The organism is Pseudomonas sp. D2002 (genome assembly GCF_013385735.1).
Taxonomy (GTDB): Bacteria; Pseudomonadota; Gammaproteobacteria; order Pseudomonadales; family Pseudomonadaceae; genus Aquipseudomonas.
In genome coordinates this window covers 678,192-694,657 of sequence record NZ_JACAPL010000003.1, presented here as the reverse complement: position 1 = coordinate 694,657, position 16,466 = coordinate 678,192, and the positions used below count along the sequence as shown (strand labels likewise).

Below are 16,466 nucleotides of genomic sequence, written 5' to 3'. Positions count from 1 at the left end.
AGTTACCCCCGCCGCGTAATTCCCTGGCAGGTTGTGGCTGCGCATACTGCGGCACAGATAAAGAACAAGGAATACTCATGAAGGTCGAATTTGCCCAGTTGGCAGGCCGTGATAACGACACAGCTTACAACCTTGAGCGCGCCTTGGCGGCAATTGCTGCGTGCGCCGCCGACACACAACTGATCGTTTTTCCTGAGACCCACTTGATGGGCTTCCCGTCGGCCGAGACCGTTGCTGCCATCGCCGAGCCGGTGGATGGCCCCACGGTACAGGCCGTTATCGACGCCGCCCGCGCGCGCCACATCGCCGTGGTGATCGGCATGGCCGAGCACGACGCTGGTCAATTCTATAACACCACGTTGCTGATCACCCCCGAGGGCATCGCCCTGCGTTATCGCAAGACCCACTTGTGGGCCTCGGACCGCGGCGTGTTCACGCCGGGTGATCGCTACGCCACGTGCCTGTGGAACGGCGTGCGCGTCGGCCTGTTGATCTGCTACGACATCGAGTTCCCGGAAACCGCCCGCGCCAACGCGCAGCTGGGCGCCGAACTGCTGATCGTCACCAACGGCAACATGGACCCGTACGGCCCCACGCACCGCACCGCGATCATGGCCCGCGCCCAGGAAAACCAGGCATTTGCGCTGATGGTCAACCGCGTGGAAGAGGGCGATGGCGGGCTGTTGTTTGCCGGTGGCAGCGCCTTGGTCGACCCGATTGGCACGCTGCTGTTCGAGGCCGGGCGCGAAGAGGGGCAATTTACCGTCGAGCTGGATCTCGACCAATTGGTGGCGGCTCGCAAGGACTACCGCTACCTGGACGACCAGCGCTTGAAATTGCCGGGTGAGGTGATTGAGCGCATGGATGGGACACGCGAACTGCTCATCCCCCAAATGTAACGCATTGATGATCGTTCCCACGCTCTGCGTGGGAATGCCTCCTGTGACGCTCCGCGTCACGGTGTTAAACGCGGACGCGGAGCGTCCCGAGCTGCATACCCACGCGGAGCGTGGGAACGATCGAATAAGAAAAATGACATCCGCTTCACCGACTTCAGTTCTGCCATAAATCTAATAAATCAGCGGAGAATCGCTCATGGCTCGTTTGCAACGCACCCTGTCGTTAGGGTCGGTGGTGCTGTTTGGCATCGCCTATATGACGCCGATCATTGTGCTCGGCACCTTCGGCATCCTCGCGCAATCCACCGCCGGCATGGTCCCGGCCGCTTACCTGGCCGCCCTGGTGGCGATGTTCTTCACCGCCATGAGTTACGGGCGCATGGCGTCGGCCTTCCCGGTGGCCGGGTCTGCCTACAGCTACGTGCGCAAGGCCATCAGCCCCAAGCTGGGCTTTATCGCCGGCTGGGCGGTGTTGCTCGATTACCTGTTCCTGCCCATGGCCATCTGGCTGATCGGTGCTGCGTACCTGCACTCGGCATTCCCGGCGGTGCCACAGTGGGTCTGGGTGTTGGCGTTTATCGGGATTACCACGGCGATCAATATCATCGGCCTGAAACTGGCCAACGGTATTAACGCGCTGCTGATGCTGGTGCAGTTTCTGGTGCTGATCGCGTTTGTCGCGCTGTGCATCCATTACATCGGCGGCGATGCGAGCAAACCGCTGTGGACGATCACGCCATTCTTCAACGGCCAGATGCAAATGCCGCTGATCATGAGCGGGGCGGCGATTGCCTGCTATTCGTTCCTGGGCTTTGACGCGGTCAGCACGCTGACTGAAGAAACCCGCGACCCACGCCGCACCATTCCTCGGGCGATCATGCTGATTACCTTGATCGGCGGGCTGATCTTCGTCGGCGTGTCGTATTTTGTGCAGATCGCCCACCCGTCCTTCGAGTTTGCCGATGTGGATTCGGCGGCCTATGAAATTGCGCGCAATATCGGCGGTGACCTGTTTGTGTCGATCTTCCTGATCGGCCTGATCGTCGGCCAGTTCGCCTCGGGGCTGTCGGCCCAGGCCAGTGGTTCGCGCCTGTTGTTCGCGATGGGCCGTGACGGCGTGTTGCCCAAGTCGTTCTTTGGCACCTTGCATGCGCGCTTCGGCACGCCGGTCAACAGCATCCTGTTGTGTGCAGTTGTGGCGCTGCTGGCGTTGAAACTGGACGTGACCACCTCCACCTCGTTCATCAACTTCGGCGCCTTCCTGGCGTTCAGCCTGGTCAACCTGTCGGTGATCTTTCACTACTGGATTGGCGCGAAACAACGCGGTGTACGGGAGTTGATCCTGTTCCTGCTGTTCCCGACCATTGGCCTGCTGGCGGATGTGTGGCTGATGGTCAGCCTCGATCACCTGGCGATTTACCTGGGTGTGGTGTGGTTGGCGATCGGCCTGGTTTACCTGGGGTTCCTCACGCGCGGCTTCTCGCAACAGCCGCCGGAAATGGACTTCCAGGAAGCCGCATAGAAGCCCCAGCCCGAAAAACGCCGAGGCGTGAGGGTTTCATGTTTCACCTCAAAGGCCGCTCCCGTTTCTGGAGCGGCTTTTTTTTGCGTTGATATCGCAGTGCCATTATTTCTTCTGAAAACCAACTAAACTACTCAGTAATCGCCAGGAGGCATTGCCCCAGACCGTAAGGAACGCACATCGACGATCCGAGGTGTCCCATGGGAGAGTCAGTTACCTTCACCGATGCCGACCGTCCAGTGGTGCTGTTGATCGATGCCCACCCGGATGTATTGCACAGCCTCACGCAATTGCTGAGCCTGGAACCCTTCGAACTGCACAGCGCTACCTGTGCTGCTGATGCTCTGGCCATTCTCGCCAAGCGACCCATCGACCTGGTGATGAGCGCCGCGCGCCTGCCGGACATGGACGGCGCGTCCTTGCTGGCGCATATCCATCAGCACTACCCGCACACGGTGCGCATCCTGCTGACCGGCGAGACCGACCTGACGTTGATCATCAAAGCGATCAACGAGGGCCAGATCTACCGCTACCTGAGCAAACCCTGGAACGACGAAGAATTGCTCCTGGCCCTGCGCCAGTCCCTGGCGCATCAACACTCGGAGCGTGAACGTGGGCGTCTGGAACAACTGATCCAGCAGCAGAACGATGAGCTCAAGCAACTCAACGCCACCCTGGAAAAACGCGTGGCCTCGCGCACCAGCGAACTGCAGCAAACCGCCGACATGCTTGACCTGGCCTACGAAGAGCTCAAGCACAGCTACGCCACCGGGACTGAAGTGTTTTCGTTGCTGGCCAACCTGCGCCTGCCGCGCGCCAAGCAGACCAACCGGCAGATCATCGAGCTGGTGCGCACCTGGTGCGTGGCCCACGGCGTAGACGAGGCGAGCAATCGCGACCTGACCATGGCGGCCGCGCTCTATAACATCGGCAAGCTGAGCTGGAGCGACAGCATGATGGCCTCGCCCTCGGACCTGTTGCACAGCAGCGACCGTGAACGCTATCGCGCCTATGCCACCCAAAGTGAATCGTTGCTGATGACCCTGGAGCCGATGAAAGACGCCGCGCGCCTGATCCGCCATCACCAGGAACGCTGGGACGGCAGCGGTTTTCCCGACCACCTCAAGGGCGAGGCGATTCCTGCCGGTTCACGCTTGCTGAAACTCGCCGTGGACTTTATCGAGCTGCAAAAAGGCCTGATCCTGGAGCGGCAGATGAACAGCGACGAAGCGCTGCTGTACATCCGCAAATACGCCGGAAGGCTGTATGACCCGGTGATGGTCGAAGACTTTGTGCTGGTGTGTGCCACCTACCTTAATGACGTGACGCTGGGCGACCCGAACGTCAAAGTGCTCGGCACCCGCGAACTGGAGGAAGGCATGGTGTTGGCGCGCAACCTCAATGCCGACAACGGCATGTTGCTGCTCAATGCGGGCAAGGTCTTGAACCTGCCATTGGTGGATAAGTTGATTGCGTTCGAAACCATGGAGGGCGCGCGGTACAGCGTGTTCATCAAGCAAGACGCAGTCATCTTTGGTTGAGCAGCGCTTATTAAGGTGGGAGCTGGCTTGCCTGCGATAGCGGTGTGTCAGTCAACTCAGGTACTGGCTGATAGACCGCTTTCGCGAGCAAGCCCGCTCCCACATTGGATTGCAGCATGCCTGTGGGTCATGTGATCCTTGCGGCCTTTGCAGCCAAGGAAGACCTCCCATGCCATCCACCCTGCGCATTGCCGCCGCCCTCCTGATCGGCAGCGACGGCCAAACCCTATTGGTGCGCAAGCGCGGCACCCAGGCCTTCATGCAGCCGGGCGGCAAGATCGACGCGGGCGAGCAACCCGCCGAGGCTCTGGCCCGTGAGCTGTTTGAGGAACTGAACCTGCGCATCGAGCCGCGCGAAGCGGTGTACTTAGGGCACTTTTCGGCGCCTGCCGCGAACGAGCCGGGCTTTACCGTGGAAGCCGAACTGTTCCAGGTGAATATCGACGTGGCGGTCAGCCCGGCCGCTGAAATCGAAGAAGTGCGTTGGATCGACCCGGCCGGCGATGGCGGCTTGCACTTGGCGCCGTTGACGCGCGATGTGATCCTGCCGTTTTATCGCGCATCGCTCGCTGTATGCTGATTCGCACGCTAGGCGCCGGCGACGCCGAAGGCTATCGAGCGTTAATGCTTGAAGCCTACGGCGCCTATCCCCAAGCGTTCACCTCCAGCGTGGCCGAGCGCGCGCTGATGCCGTTGAGCTGGTGGCAAAAGCGCCTGGACAACCCGCTGGATAGCCTGCTCGGCGCTTTCGAAGGTGACGTATTGGCGGGCATTGTCGGCCTGGCCTTCGAACCGCGTGAGAAGGCGCGGCACAAGGTGACCTTGTTCGGCATGTACGTTAACGAGGCTTACCAGCGCAACGGCCTGGGCCGCCAGTTGGTGGAGGCGGCACTCGCCGAAGCGCGCAAGCATCCGCGCCTTCAAGTGATCCAGTTGACCGTCACCGCCGGCAACGACGCCGCCTTTGCGTTGTACCAGCGTTGCGGCTTCATCCAGTACGGCCTGGAGCCACTGGCGGTGCGGGTGGGCGAGGATTATTTCGACAAGATCCACATGTGGCGTGAATTGAGCGACAGGTGATGGACAATGTGGGAGCGGGCTTGCTCGCGAAGACGTTGTGTCAGTCAATACATGTGCTGACTGAACCACCGCTTTCGCGAGCAAGCCCGCTCCCACATTTTAGCCTGCGGCGCTTAACGCACGACGCTGACCCCGTCCAACGTAGAAAACGACGTGTCCTTGGCCGTCAGCAAAAAGTCGCGCATGTACGGCGCATCCAGCATGTCCGCACGAATCCCCGCATACAACGTCGCAAACAGGCCTTTCTCGCCCAAGCGCTTGGCCTTCACGTAACCGCGCGAGCTGTATTCATGCAGCGCCCAATGCGGCATGCCACACACGCCACGGCCGCTGGCCACCAGTTGCATCATCATCACCGTGAGTTCCGAAGTGCGCACCTGGGCGGGTTCCACATCGGCAGGTTCCAGGAAACGCGTGAAGATATCCAGGCGGTCGCGCTCCACCGGGTAGGTAATCAGGGTTTCCGTCAGCAGGTCTTCGGGCACGATGTACGACTTGTTCGCCAGCGCGTGCTGGTTGGCCACGGCCAGCATGGCTTCGTAAGTGAACAGCGGCACATAGGTGATGCCCGGCAGTTCCAGCGGGTCGGAAGTTACCACCAGGTCCAAATCGCCGCGCGCCAGCGCCGGCAATGGGGCGAAGGCAAACCCTGAGGCCAGGTCCAGCTCGACTTCCGGCCACGCATCGCGGAACTGGTCGATGGTCGGCATCAGCCACTGGAAGCAGCTGTGGCATTCGATCGCCATGTGCAAACGTCCGGCGGTGCCACCGGCCAAACGCGCGATATCACGCTCGGCGCCGCGCAGCAGCGGCAGGGTGGCGTCGGCCAATTGCAGCAGGCGCAAACCGGCGCTGGTGAAACGCAGCGGTTTGGTCTTGCGCACGAACAGCGGCATGCCCAGGCGCTCTTCCAGTTCCTTGAACTGGTGGGACAGCGCCGACTGCGTCAGGTGCAGGCGCTCGGCGGCATCGACCAGGCTGTCGGCTTCGCGCAGGGCGTGCAGGGTTTTGAGGTGACGGATTTCGAGCACGGGCTCTCCATGAAGACAATTTGTGAAGAAACTGAATAGCGTGAGTTTGTCTCATGTTGTGAGGCCTGTCGATAACGCGTCGATTGTGACCGCTGGGCACTCTTCATCAAACTGTCACGCAACTGTGGCAGCGCGCTTGAACAAACTTCATCAGACTCGCGCTCTACTGGGGTTCTGCGTTTCGGTGTTTTTCATGCGCGTGTTGTTTTTACTGGCCGCTCTATTGTTCGGCCAGCCGTCTTTTGCGGCTTCTCGATGTGATGTCAATGTCCCGACACAAACGGTCGACCTGGCTCAGGTAAGCATCGCCTACCAGAGCATCGGCCGTGCGTCCGACCCGGCGTTGCTGCTGGTGATGGGCCTGGGCGGGCAGTTGATCCACTGGCCGGATGAAGTGGTGGTGGCGTTGTGCGAACAGGGTTTTCGGGTGATTCGTTACGACAACCGTGACGTCGGCCTGTCCACCTGGCGCCAGGCGCCGGCCAGCGCCAACCTGACTTTTGAAGTGCTGCGCTACAAGCTCGGCCTGCCGGTGGCGGCGCCCTATACGCTGACCGACATGGCCGACGACGCGCTGGGGTTGATGGACGCGTTGCAGGTCCAGCAATTCCACGTGCTGGGCGCGAGCATGGGCGGCATGATCGCCCAGCACTTGGCAGCCATGGCGCCGCAACGGGTCGAGAGCCTGACCCTGGTGATGACCAGCTCCGGCGCCGAAGGCCTGCCGGCGCCCAACGCAGCGTTGGTGCAGTTGCTGTCGCGGCGCAGCGCGCCGAATCGTGAAGTGGCGCTGGAGCAGCAGGCGGATTTGCTCGCAGCCTTGGGCAGCCCGTATGTGAAAGATGACCGCCAAGCCTTGCTGCACCAGGCGGCGCTGTCCTACGACCGCGCCTTCAACCCCGAGGGCGTGAAGCGCCAGATCATGGCGATCCTCGCCGAGCCTAGTCGCGTGCCGTTGCTCAACCAATTGCGCGTGCCGACGCTGGTGGTGCATGGCACGGCCGACCCGTTGTTGCCGGTGATGCATGGTGTGCATCTGGCGGCGCATATCCAAGGCAGCCAGTTGAAGCTGATTCCAGGCATGGCCCATCGTTTTCAGGAAGCGTTCAAGGCGCCGCTGCTGACGGCTGTGCTGCCGTACCTCAAAGCCCATCGCGAAGACGCCGCACATTGGGCGCAGATTGACTTGGGCGAGCCTTCGAAGGTGTTGTGAAGTTGGTGTATCGTGCAACCTTTACGGCACATTAATACTGCCAGCGAGGTTGCCTGTCATGAGTACTCCCCTGAAAATCGATTTCGTCAGCGACGTGTCTTGCCCCTGGTGCATTATCGGCCTGCGTGGGCTGACCGAAGCCTTGGACCAGCTGGGCGCCGAGGTGCAGGCCGAGATCCATTTCCAGCCGTTCGAGCTGAACCCGAACATGCCTGCCGAAGGGCAAAACATCGTCGAACACATCACTGAAAAATACGGCTCCACCGCTGAGCAATCCCAGGCTAACCGTGAGCGCATCCGCGACATGGGCGCGGCGCTGAATTTTGCTTTCCGCACTGACGGCCAGAGCCGCATCTACAACACCTTTGATGCGCATCGCTTGCTGCATTGGGCGGGGTTGGAAGGGCTGCAGTACAACCTCAAGGAAGCGTTGTTCAAGGCGTATTTCACCGATGGGCAGGATCCTTCCGATCATGCGACCCTGGCGATTATTGCTGAAAGCGTGGGCCTGGATATCAAGCGTGCGGCTGAGATTCTGGCGTCTGACGAGTACGCCGCCGAGGTGCGTGAGCAGGAACAGTTGTGGATTTCTCGCGGGGTGACGTCCGTACCGACCATCGTTTTCAACGACCAATACGCGGTCAGCGGTGGGCAGCCGGCGGATGCCTTTGTGGGGGCGATTCGGCAGATCATCAGCGAAGCAAAAGGCTAAGCGCAGATGATCGTTCCCACGCTCTGCGTGGGAATGCCGCCCCGGACGCTCCGCGTCCTGCCCTCGATGCGTCAGTCAAACTTGTAGCTGATCGCCGTCTGCACCTGTCCCTGATTCACATCACCCTTTTCCTTAACAATGGTGCTGTTGGCCGCCGAACCCACCAGGTGCGTCCAGCTGGCGCTGGTCAGCAACGACCAATGCGTATCCAGCGGGAATTCAAAACTCTGGGTCAACGTCAGGTTCTGGAAGCCCGCGCTGGCGTTATAGGCGCGAATACCCGAAGCCGCAGATTCCTTGTCATCAACCCCAAAAAAGGTCTGGGTCTGGCGGGCGTCGGCAAAGTGCGCCATCAGCCCGGTACTGCCGATGATGCCGCCGCCGAGCGGGTAGCCCAGCTCGCCGCCGAGTTTGCCCAGCACACCACTTTGATCACGCCCGCCGCCCACGGCCTGGCCGACTTGCGCGTACACACGCCAGAACTCGGCCGGGGCGTATTGGATAAAACCGCCGACTTCGGCCATGTCCGACACATCGCGCAGGCCGCGCAGTGAGCCATTCGCCGTGCGCCCCGACAGGTAATTGATGTACGGGCCGGCGGTAATGCCGTGGGTGTTCAGTGCGCTCCAGGTCAGGCCGTCGTCGGTACCCAGGCTGACATTGCCCCAGTCGAGGTCGAAATAGGGAATCGGCCGGGTTTCGTAGCGGCTGCCGGTCGGGTCGTGGGGCTGATAGCTGACGCCCGCGCCGACTTCACCGCTAATGCCGTCAGCCCATGCCGAGCTGGAAAAGCTCCACAGCCCAAGCAAACCAGCGAATACAGCAGAAGTAACCTTGAACATGCAGCGTTTCCTTATCTGAACTTGCGCGCATTCACGCGCGAAGCGCATCCCTGACGCAAGCACTCATCTTGTTTGTAGCAAGCTACAAAAATTGTAGCTCCTGCGACACAAATCACCCTGCAAATCGACCAAAGCCCCAGCCCTGCTGGGCTTTAACCAGTTGGCACAGTCCCTGCTATAGCCCTGATACAAGCGCACAGAGCGCTACTCTTCAAGGTCAAGGTAAACGCAATGATCCAGTGGCATATCGTGTGCGACTTCGACGGGACCATCACCCCCACCGACGTCATCGACAACGTCCTCCAACGCTTCGCAGGCGAAGAGTGGGAAACCATCGAACAGGAATGGCTGGATGGGCATATCGGTTCACGCGAATGCCTGAGCCGCCAGCTGGCGCTGATCAAGGCGACCCCGGCTGAACTGCTGGCGTACTTCGACAGCGTTGAGATCGACCCGGACTTCCCGGATTTCGTCGACCACGTCATGGGCCTGGGCGCAACCATCGAAGTGGTCAGCGACGGCATTGAACAAGGCATCGCGCGCATCCTGTCGCGCAACTACGTGACCTTGCTGCCGATCCTCGCCAACCGCCTGCGCCAGGTCGACCAGAACAGCTGGCGCATCGACTTCCCGTATTCCAGCGACGCCTGCCGTGCCGCTTCCGGCAACTGCAAGTGCAAATCCACCCCGCGCAACAAGCGCGTGCTGGTGATCGGCGACGGCAAGTCCGACATGTGCGTGGCCTCCACCGCCGACTTCGTCTTCGCCAAAGGCAGCCTGGCTGACTACTGCGAAACCAACAAGATCCCCCACGCGCGCTTCGACACGTTTGCCGAAGTGACCGCATTGCTGGCCAAGCTGCCGCAAGGCATTGCCGCCAACGCCACCACCTTTACTGCTGCTGACAATCAGGAACTCTTCCACCATGTCTGATATCCGTATCGCCACCCCCGAAGACCAGATCCTTCTGGATAAAGAAGCCAAATACTGCTCCTACGGCGACACCGTTCACTACATCGAGCCACCGCGTATTTTCAGCCGTTGCGAAGGCTCCTACGTGTGGGACACCGAAGACCAGGCCTACCTCGACCTGCAAATGTGGTACTCGGCCGTTAACTTCGGCTACGCCAACCCGCGCCTGAACAACGCGCTGAAACAGCAGATCGACACCCTGCCGCAAATCGCCAGCCAGTACCTGCACAAAGGCAAGATCGAGCTGTCGGAAATGATCGCGGTCGACGCCAAGAAGAAATTCGGCCTCGACGGTCGCGTGCACTTCAACGTCGGCGGTTCGCAGTCCATCGAAGACTCGTTGAAAGTGGTGCGTAACGCCACCAACGGCAAGAGCCTGATGTTCGCCTTCGAAGGCGGCTACCACGGCCGTACCCTTGGCGCTTCGTCGATTACTTCGAGCTACCGCTACCGTCGCCGCTACGGCCACTTCGGCGAGCGTGCGCAGTTCATCCCGTTCCCGTATCACTTCCGTGGCCCTAAAGGCATGACCAAGGAAGAGTACGGCAGCCACTGCGTGCAGCAATTCGCCCGTCTGTTCGAGACCGAATACAACGGCGTGTGGGACCCGAAAGTCGGCCAGAGTGAATACGCAGCGTTCTACGTCGAGCCGATCCAGGGCACCGGCGGCTACGTGATCCCGCCGATGAACTTCTACCGCGAACTCAAGCATGTACTGGATCAGCACGGCATCCTGATGGTCTCGGACGAGATCCAGATGGGCTTCTACCGCACCGGCAAACTGTGGTCGATCGAGCACTTCGACGTGCAGCCGGACGTAATCGTCTTCGGCAAGGCGCTGACCAACGGCCTGAACCCACTGGGCGGTATCTGGGCCCGTGAAGAGTTGATCAACCCGAAGATCTTCCCACCAGGTTCGACCCACTCCACCTTCGCCTCCAACCCACTGGGCACGGCGGTAGGTTTGGAAATGTTCAAGATGACCAGCGAAGTCGACTACGGCGCGATGGTCATGGCCAAGGGCAAATACTTCCTCGAAGGCCTGCAAGACCTGCAGAAACGTTTCCCGATCATCGGCGACGTCGACGGCCTGGGCCTGGCCCTGCGCTGCGAAATCTGCGGCCCGGATGGTTTCACGCCGGACAAGGCGACCCTCGACTACATGGTCGAAGAAGGCATGAAGGGCGACATGGTGGTGGATGGCCAGAAACTCGGCTTGATCCTCGACGTGGGCGGCTACTACAAAAACGTGATCACCCTGGCACCGTCGCTGGAAATCAGCTACCCGGAAATCGACCTGGGCCTGAAGCTGCTCGAGCAACTGCTGGTGCGAGCGACTAAGCGGTGAACAGCTTCGGGATCGACCTCGGTGAAGGTGATGCCGGCTTCGTTCTCGGTGAAGGTCCGGTCGGGATCCTGTTGATCCACGGCCTGACCGGCACCCCGACGGAATTGCGCCAGGTCGCCAAAGGCCTGGCCAAAGCGGGTAACTGCACCGTGTATGTGCCGACCCTGGCCGGGCATTGCGGTGACAACAGCGACCTGCAGGCCACCGGCTGGCTGGACTGGTACGAAGGCGTGCGCAAGACCTTCGTACAGGTCAAGCAACGCCACGAGCAGGTGTTTGTCGGGGGCTTGTCCATGGGCGCGGTGATGTCCATGTACGTCGCCGCCGAACACCCGGGGCAAGTGGCCGGGCTGCTGATGTATTCCACCACCTTGAAGTACGACGGCTGGAGCATTAACAAGCTGGCGTTCCTGACGCCGTTGCTGATGAAGATTCCGTTCGGCGTGCACATCTGCCGCTTCGAAGAGAAGCCGCCTTACGGCATCAAGAACGAGCGCCTGCGGGCTATCGTCGAGCGCCAGATGAAGGAAGGGGAGAGCAGCGAGGCCGGTTTGCTGACCATGGAGGGCATCACGGTGCGCGAGTTGCACCGCATGAACGCTGTGGTCAAGAAACGCATGCCCGAGGTCAAGGCGCCGGCGTTGGTGTTGCACTCCATCGAGGATGACATCACCAGCCGTTGGAACGCCGACTACGTGGAGCGCCACTTGGGCGGCCCCGTGACCAAGATCCTGCTGGACAACTGCTACCACATGATCACCGTCGACCTGCAATACCGCCGGGTGATCGAGTTGAGCGCGGAGTTTGTCGAGCAACATGCCGAGGCTATCCAGGCACCCGTAGACTATCGACAGCGGGCTTAAGCCTAAGGACGCGACGTGATCACCGCCCAAGCTTTTTCAACCATCCGGGCCATCCCGCGCAGTGCCTGGAACGACTGTTTTCCCGGAGCCCTGGAGGATTGGGATTTTTACGTTGCCGTGGAAAACGCCGCTATCGATGATTTCAAGTGGCGCTACCTGGCTGTCTACGACGATGAAACGCTGGTGGCCGTGGCCGCCGCGTTCATCACCTATTATCGTCTCGACACCACGGTGTCGGGCGCCGGCAAGCGCTTTACCGAGCGCCTGGAGCGACTGTGGCCGGGTGTTTTACGCTTGCAGCTGTATGCCATCGGCTCGCCAATCGCCGAGCGCTGTGACGCAGGAGTCGCCAGCAGCGTGCCTGAAGAGCAGCGCCCGCTGTTGCTCAAGCATTTAATTAACGCCGCCCGCCATGACGCCACTACCTTCGGCATCGGCCTGGTGGCGGTCAAGGATGTGCCGACCAAAGACCCGCACTGGGCGGCCAGCTGCCGTGCAGCCGGCTTCCAGAGCATGCCTAGCTTGCCCAGCGGTTTGCTGGCCGTGCCTTACGGTTCGGTGGACGCCTACCTGGGCTCGTTGTGCAAATCGACCCGCAAAGACTTGCGACGCAAACTGCGCGCGCCGGGCCCGCGGGTGGAATGGCGACACAACATTGATGACGTGCTGGCGGACGTGATGCGCTTGTACGAAGCCACGCTCAGTCGCGCCGACTTGCAGTTTGAACGCCTGCCGGCGAGTTACTTCACTGGCATCCTCGAACGGCTTGAAGAGCGTGCGGTCTGTGTGCTGTATTGGGTGGACGAGCGGTTGGTGGCGTTCAACCTGGTGCTGTTGGACCAGCACCGTATGATCGACAAGTTTTTCGGGCACGACATGGCGTTCAGCCGCGAGTACAGCTTGTACTTCCGCTATTGGCTGACCAATGTCGACTATTGTATTGAGCACAATATTCCTGTGTACGAGTGCGGTCAGGACGGTTACGCCAGTAAGCTGCGCCTGGGTTGCGAGTTCCGGGGCAACAGCATGTTTTTCCGTCACCGTAATCGGCTGGTCAATGGCCTGCTCAAACTCGTGAAAATGTACCTCAGACCGGATCGTTCCGACCCTGCCATGGCTGCTGCGATAAGCGAAACCTGATGATCACCAAGACCCGCCAGAAAGCCCGCCCCTTTGCCATTTCGCGTTGGAGCGTCCAGCGCAAGCTGGTGCTGGCGTTTTGGCTGGTCAGCGTTATTCCCACCATGATCGCCGCCGAGCTGGCGGCGACCACGTTGTCGCAGATTTTCGACAGTAACGTGCGCATCTGGCTGCAAGAGTCGACCAAGATCGTCAAGGACGAAATCGGCGATATCCTTCATGACAACGCGCGCATGGCCAAGCTGTTCCTGCGCTACACCAGCCCGCCGTCGAACAAGCAAGCCGCCAAGCATGACCGGCTCACCGCCGACATCGCCGACGCCACCGACATCGACGTGGTCGCGCTGATTCGCGTCAGTGACCACAAAGTGATGTTCAGCACGGCAGCCGACGACGTCGTCAAGCAGATCGACCTGACCAGCAATGCGGTACTGCAGACCGTGCAGGTGGCTGGGGTGAGTACGGGCCTGGTGGTCTCGACGTTCGAAACCAATCAGGAGGGGGTTGATTACCTGCTGTTGGTGGCCACTTACCTGGACAGCAGTTTCCTCACCAGCGTGGCCGATGTGCACTCCCTCGACCTGCGCCTGTACCTGGCCAACCCGTCGGGCTTCAACGAGATATTCTCGACCCAGCGCTTCGAGAATCACCCGTCGCGCATCCCCAAGGATGTCGAGACGGCCATGCGCAGCACCAAGCAGCCGAGTGAGCAGTTCACCAACAACTACAGTGGCTTGTACTGGCCGATCTTCAATGACGCCGGCGACCTGCAAGGCGTGATCTTCAGCGGCCTGTTGCGCCATACCAGCCTGGTCGGGCTGGTGAACCAGAGCAACCTGTTCGTGCTGATTTTCCTGCTCAGCTCAGCGTTGTCGCTGGGCGCCGGCGTACTGGTGTCACGGCGTCTGACCAAGCCGCTGCGGGACTTGTCCCAAGGCGTGAACGCGGTGATCTCCGGTAATTACGAACACCGTGTGTTGGTCACTGGCGGCGATGAACTCGCGCAACTGAGCAGCACTTTCAACCACATGACCGAGCGCCTCGGTGAGTTGCATCACCTTGAGGCGCAGTTGCGGCGTCGCGATCGGCTGCACGCCTTGGGCGAAGTAGCCATGGGCCTGGCCCATGAGATCCGCAACCCGTTGGGCATCATCAAGACGGCCACGCAGCTGCTGCACCGCCGTGTCGACCTGCCGGACACCGACAAGCGCCACCTGGAATACGTGATCAGTGAGGTCAGCCGCATCAATGACCTGATCACCGAGTTTCTCGATTTTGCCAAACCCAACCCGCCGCTGCGGGTGTTGCAGGCGGCGCGGCCGCTGGTGGAAGAAATCCTCGGTTTCTGCAGCCCTGAGCTGTCGACGCATAACATCGATGCGCAAATCGACGACCAGGCGCCGGGCGCGACGATCTATGCCGATGCCAAACAGCTCAAGCAGGCGTGCCTCAACCTGATCCTCAACGCGATTGACGCGATGCCCGAAGGCGGCCGCCTGACCCTGGGCATTCGCAGCGTCGACGGCAACACGGTGATCAGCATCGCCGACACCGGCCAGGGCATTCCGTCGGATATGATCGAGCGGATCTTCACCCCGTTCGTCACCACCAAGGCCTCCGGCACGGGCCTGGGCCTGGCCAAAGTCTATTCGATCATGGAAAGTCACGACGGCAGCATCGAATGTGCCAGTGAGAAAGATGCCGGCGCCACCTTCAGCCTGTACATTCCGGCCCAAGGTGAAGACGACGGCGACGATGAGGAAGGTCATGACGCATAACGTATTGGTAGTCGACGACGAGCCCAAGCTCTGCGACTTGCTGTCGTCGGCATTGAGCCAGAACGGCATCCAGGTATTCACCGCAAGCAACGGCCTGCACGCGCTCAAGGTGCTGGAACAGGAAGACATCGACCTGGTCATCAGCGACTGGCGCATGCCGGGCATGGACGGCCCGGCGTTGCTGGCCGAGATCAAGGTGCGGTTCCCGGTGTTGCCGGTGATCGTGATGACCGCCTACAGCACGGTGAAAAATGCCGTGCAGTCGATGCGCAATGGCGCCTATGACTACATCGCCAAGCCGTTCGACATCGACGAACTCGACATCACCGTGGCCAAGGCCCTGCAGTTTCGCGACATCATGCGCGACAACGCGCGGCTGCGTGCCGAGCTGGACCACCACGCACAGTTCGACAGCCTGGTCGGCGACAGCCCGGCGTTTCGCCAGGTGTTGCACGCGATTGACTCGGTGCGTGACAGCAGCGCGACCATCCTGCTGACCGGCGAAAGCGGCACCGGCAAGGAAATGGTCGCCCGCGCCATTCACAAGCATGGCAGCCGTGCCGACAAGCCCTTCGTGGCGGTCAATTGCGCGGCCATCCCGGAAGGCTTGCTGGAAAGCGAGATGTTCGGCCACCGCAAAGGCGCGTTCACCGGCGCCGTGGCGGATCGGGTCGGGCGCTTTATGCAGGCCGACAAAGGCACGCTGTTCCTCGATGAAGTGGGTGATATGCCGCTGGCGTTGCAAGCCAAGATTCTGCGCGCATTGCAGGAGCGGGTGATCGAGCCGGTGGGCGACCCACGCGAGCGCAAGGTGGACGTGCGGGTCATCGCCGCCACCAACAAAAACCTGCTGGACGCGGTGGCCAATAAAGAGTTTCGCGAAGACCTGTATTACCGCCTCAATGTGTTCCCGATCCCGTTGCCGGCCCTGCGCGAACGCGCCGAAGACATCGTGCCCCTGGCCCGGCACTTCGCCCAGACCCTGAGCGCTACTGCCGGCAAACGCATCACCGGTTTCAGCCCCGAGGCGTTGCAGGCCATGGCTGCCTACAACTGGCCGGGCAATATCCGCGAGCTGCAGAACTGTGTGGAGCGCGCGACCATCGTCGCAGCCAAACCGGTGATCGAAGACATCGACCTGCCGGCTTACCTGTTTGCGTCCCGGCCGGCCGAAGAGGGCGTTGCGGCGCTGCTGGGTGACAACCCAAGCGTGCCGGCGGACCTGGACGCGGCGCTGGCGGAAGTCGAGAAAACCTACATTCTGGCGGCGTTGAACGAGAGCAACGGCGTGCAGGCTGCAGCGGCGGCGAAGATCGGTATTTCCGAGAGGAGTTTTTGGTATCGGTTGAAGAAGCTGGGGATTCAAGTCGACAAGATCGTGCGCTGATCTATCAGGCTCACCACTGAACCAAATGTGGGAGCGGGCTTGCTCGCGAAGACGGTGTGTCAGCTCATACAAGTGCTGACTGAACCACCGCTTTCGCGAGCAAGCCCGCTCCCACATTTTTGATTGAGGTGTACCAGG

Annotated in this window: 15 protein-coding genes; 13 read left to right on the top strand and 2 right to left on the bottom strand. The window is 60.8% G+C overall.

Annotated features, from left to right (window positions below):
- Nucleotides 1–77: 77 nt before the first annotated feature.
- From HX783_RS06540 to HX783_RS06520, 5 genes are all read left to right on the top strand, one after another.
- Nucleotides 78–899, top strand: coding sequence for a carbon-nitrogen hydrolase family protein (locus tag HX783_RS06540; RefSeq protein WP_177016352.1), 822 nt, complete (start codon nt 78–80; stop codon nt 897–899).
- Nucleotides 900–1,095: 196 nt separating this feature from the next.
- Entirely contained in the window at nt 1,096–2,421 is a 1,326-nt protein-coding gene (locus HX783_RS06535) for an APC family permease (protein WP_177016351.1), read from the top strand.
- A gap of 200 nt (nt 2,422–2,621) precedes the next feature.
- Nucleotides 2,622–3,962 carry an HD domain-containing phosphohydrolase gene (locus tag HX783_RS06530; RefSeq protein WP_177016350.1) on the top strand — a complete coding sequence of 447 codons (1,341 nt, stop codon included), beginning with the start codon at nt 2,622–2,624 and terminating at the stop codon, nt 3,960–3,962.
- A gap of 169 nt (nt 3,963–4,131) precedes the next feature.
- Nucleotides 4,132–4,542 (top strand): NUDIX domain-containing protein, encoded by a 411-nt coding sequence (locus HX783_RS06525; protein ID WP_177016349.1) that lies wholly within the window; start codon nt 4,132–4,134, stop codon nt 4,540–4,542.
- The gene (locus HX783_RS06520; RefSeq protein WP_177016348.1) at nt 4,536–5,042 is read left to right on the top strand and encodes a GNAT family N-acetyltransferase; all 507 of its coding nucleotides are present in this window, start codon (nt 4,536–4,538) and stop codon (nt 5,040–5,042) included. Before HX783_RS06525 ends, HX783_RS06520 begins: the two co-directional genes overlap by 7 nt.
- A gap of 113 nt (nt 5,043–5,155) precedes the next feature.
- On the opposite strand, the gene metR is transcribed toward HX783_RS06520, so the two are convergent.
- Nucleotides 5,156–6,073, bottom strand: coding sequence for a transcriptional regulator MetR (metR, locus tag HX783_RS06515; RefSeq protein WP_122773596.1), 918 nt, complete (start codon nt 6,071–6,073; stop codon nt 5,156–5,158).
- Between the two features lie 193 nt (nt 6,074–6,266).
- Here metR and HX783_RS06510 point away from each other — a divergent pair, with 193 nt between their 5' ends.
- Both HX783_RS06510 and HX783_RS06505 read left to right on the top strand, forming a co-directional pair.
- The gene (locus tag HX783_RS06510) at nt 6,267–7,286 is read left to right on the top strand and encodes an alpha/beta fold hydrolase (RefSeq protein WP_177016347.1); all 1,020 of its coding nucleotides are present in this window, start codon (nt 6,267–6,269) and stop codon (nt 7,284–7,286) included.
- Between the two features lie 58 nt (nt 7,287–7,344).
- On the top strand, nt 7,345–7,998 hold the full coding sequence (locus HX783_RS06505; RefSeq protein WP_177016346.1) for a DsbA family oxidoreductase: 654 nt from the start codon (nt 7,345–7,347) through the stop codon (nt 7,996–7,998).
- 71 nt (nt 7,999–8,069) lie between these two features.
- Here the strand turns inward: HX783_RS06505 and HX783_RS06500 are convergent, their stop codons facing one another.
- On the bottom strand, nt 8,070–8,840 hold the full coding sequence (locus tag HX783_RS06500) for a MipA/OmpV family protein (RefSeq protein ID WP_177016345.1): 771 nt from the start codon (nt 8,838–8,840) through the stop codon (nt 8,070–8,072).
- 231 nt (nt 8,841–9,071) lie between these two features.
- On the opposite strand from HX783_RS06500, the gene HX783_RS06495 reads away from it, so the two are divergent.
- From HX783_RS06495 to HX783_RS06470, 6 genes are read left to right on the top strand one after another with little or no spacing between them, the layout of a single operon-like run.
- On the top strand, nt 9,072–9,773 hold the full coding sequence (locus tag HX783_RS06495) for an MtnX-like HAD-IB family phosphatase (protein WP_159954476.1): 702 nt from the start codon (nt 9,072–9,074) through the stop codon (nt 9,771–9,773).
- The gene (locus HX783_RS06490; RefSeq protein WP_159954477.1) at nt 9,766–11,160 is read left to right on the top strand and encodes an aspartate aminotransferase family protein; all 1,395 of its coding nucleotides are present in this window, start codon (nt 9,766–9,768) and stop codon (nt 11,158–11,160) included. Before HX783_RS06495 ends, HX783_RS06490 begins: the two co-directional genes overlap by 8 nt.
- Nucleotides 11,157–12,023, top strand: a complete 867-nt coding sequence (locus HX783_RS06485; RefSeq protein ID WP_159954478.1) for a carboxylesterase — start codon at nt 11,157–11,159, stop codon at nt 12,021–12,023. The genes HX783_RS06490 and HX783_RS06485 overlap by 4 nt, the downstream gene beginning before the upstream one ends.
- 15 nt (nt 12,024–12,038) lie before the next feature.
- On the top strand, nt 12,039–13,163 hold the full coding sequence (locus tag HX783_RS06480) for a GNAT family N-acetyltransferase (protein ID WP_177016344.1): 1,125 nt from the start codon (nt 12,039–12,041) through the stop codon (nt 13,161–13,163).
- Nucleotides 13,163–14,941, top strand: a complete 1,779-nt coding sequence (locus tag HX783_RS06475; protein ID WP_177016343.1) for a HAMP domain-containing sensor histidine kinase — start codon at nt 13,163–13,165, stop codon at nt 14,939–14,941. Before HX783_RS06480 ends, HX783_RS06475 begins: the two co-directional genes overlap by 1 nt.
- Complete coding sequence (locus HX783_RS06470) at nt 14,931–16,328, top strand: sigma-54 dependent transcriptional regulator (protein ID WP_177016342.1); 1,398 nt, start codon at nt 14,931–14,933, stop codon at nt 16,326–16,328. Before HX783_RS06475 ends, HX783_RS06470 begins: the two co-directional genes overlap by 11 nt.
- The last annotated feature ends 138 nt before the right edge of the window (nt 16,329–16,466 follow it).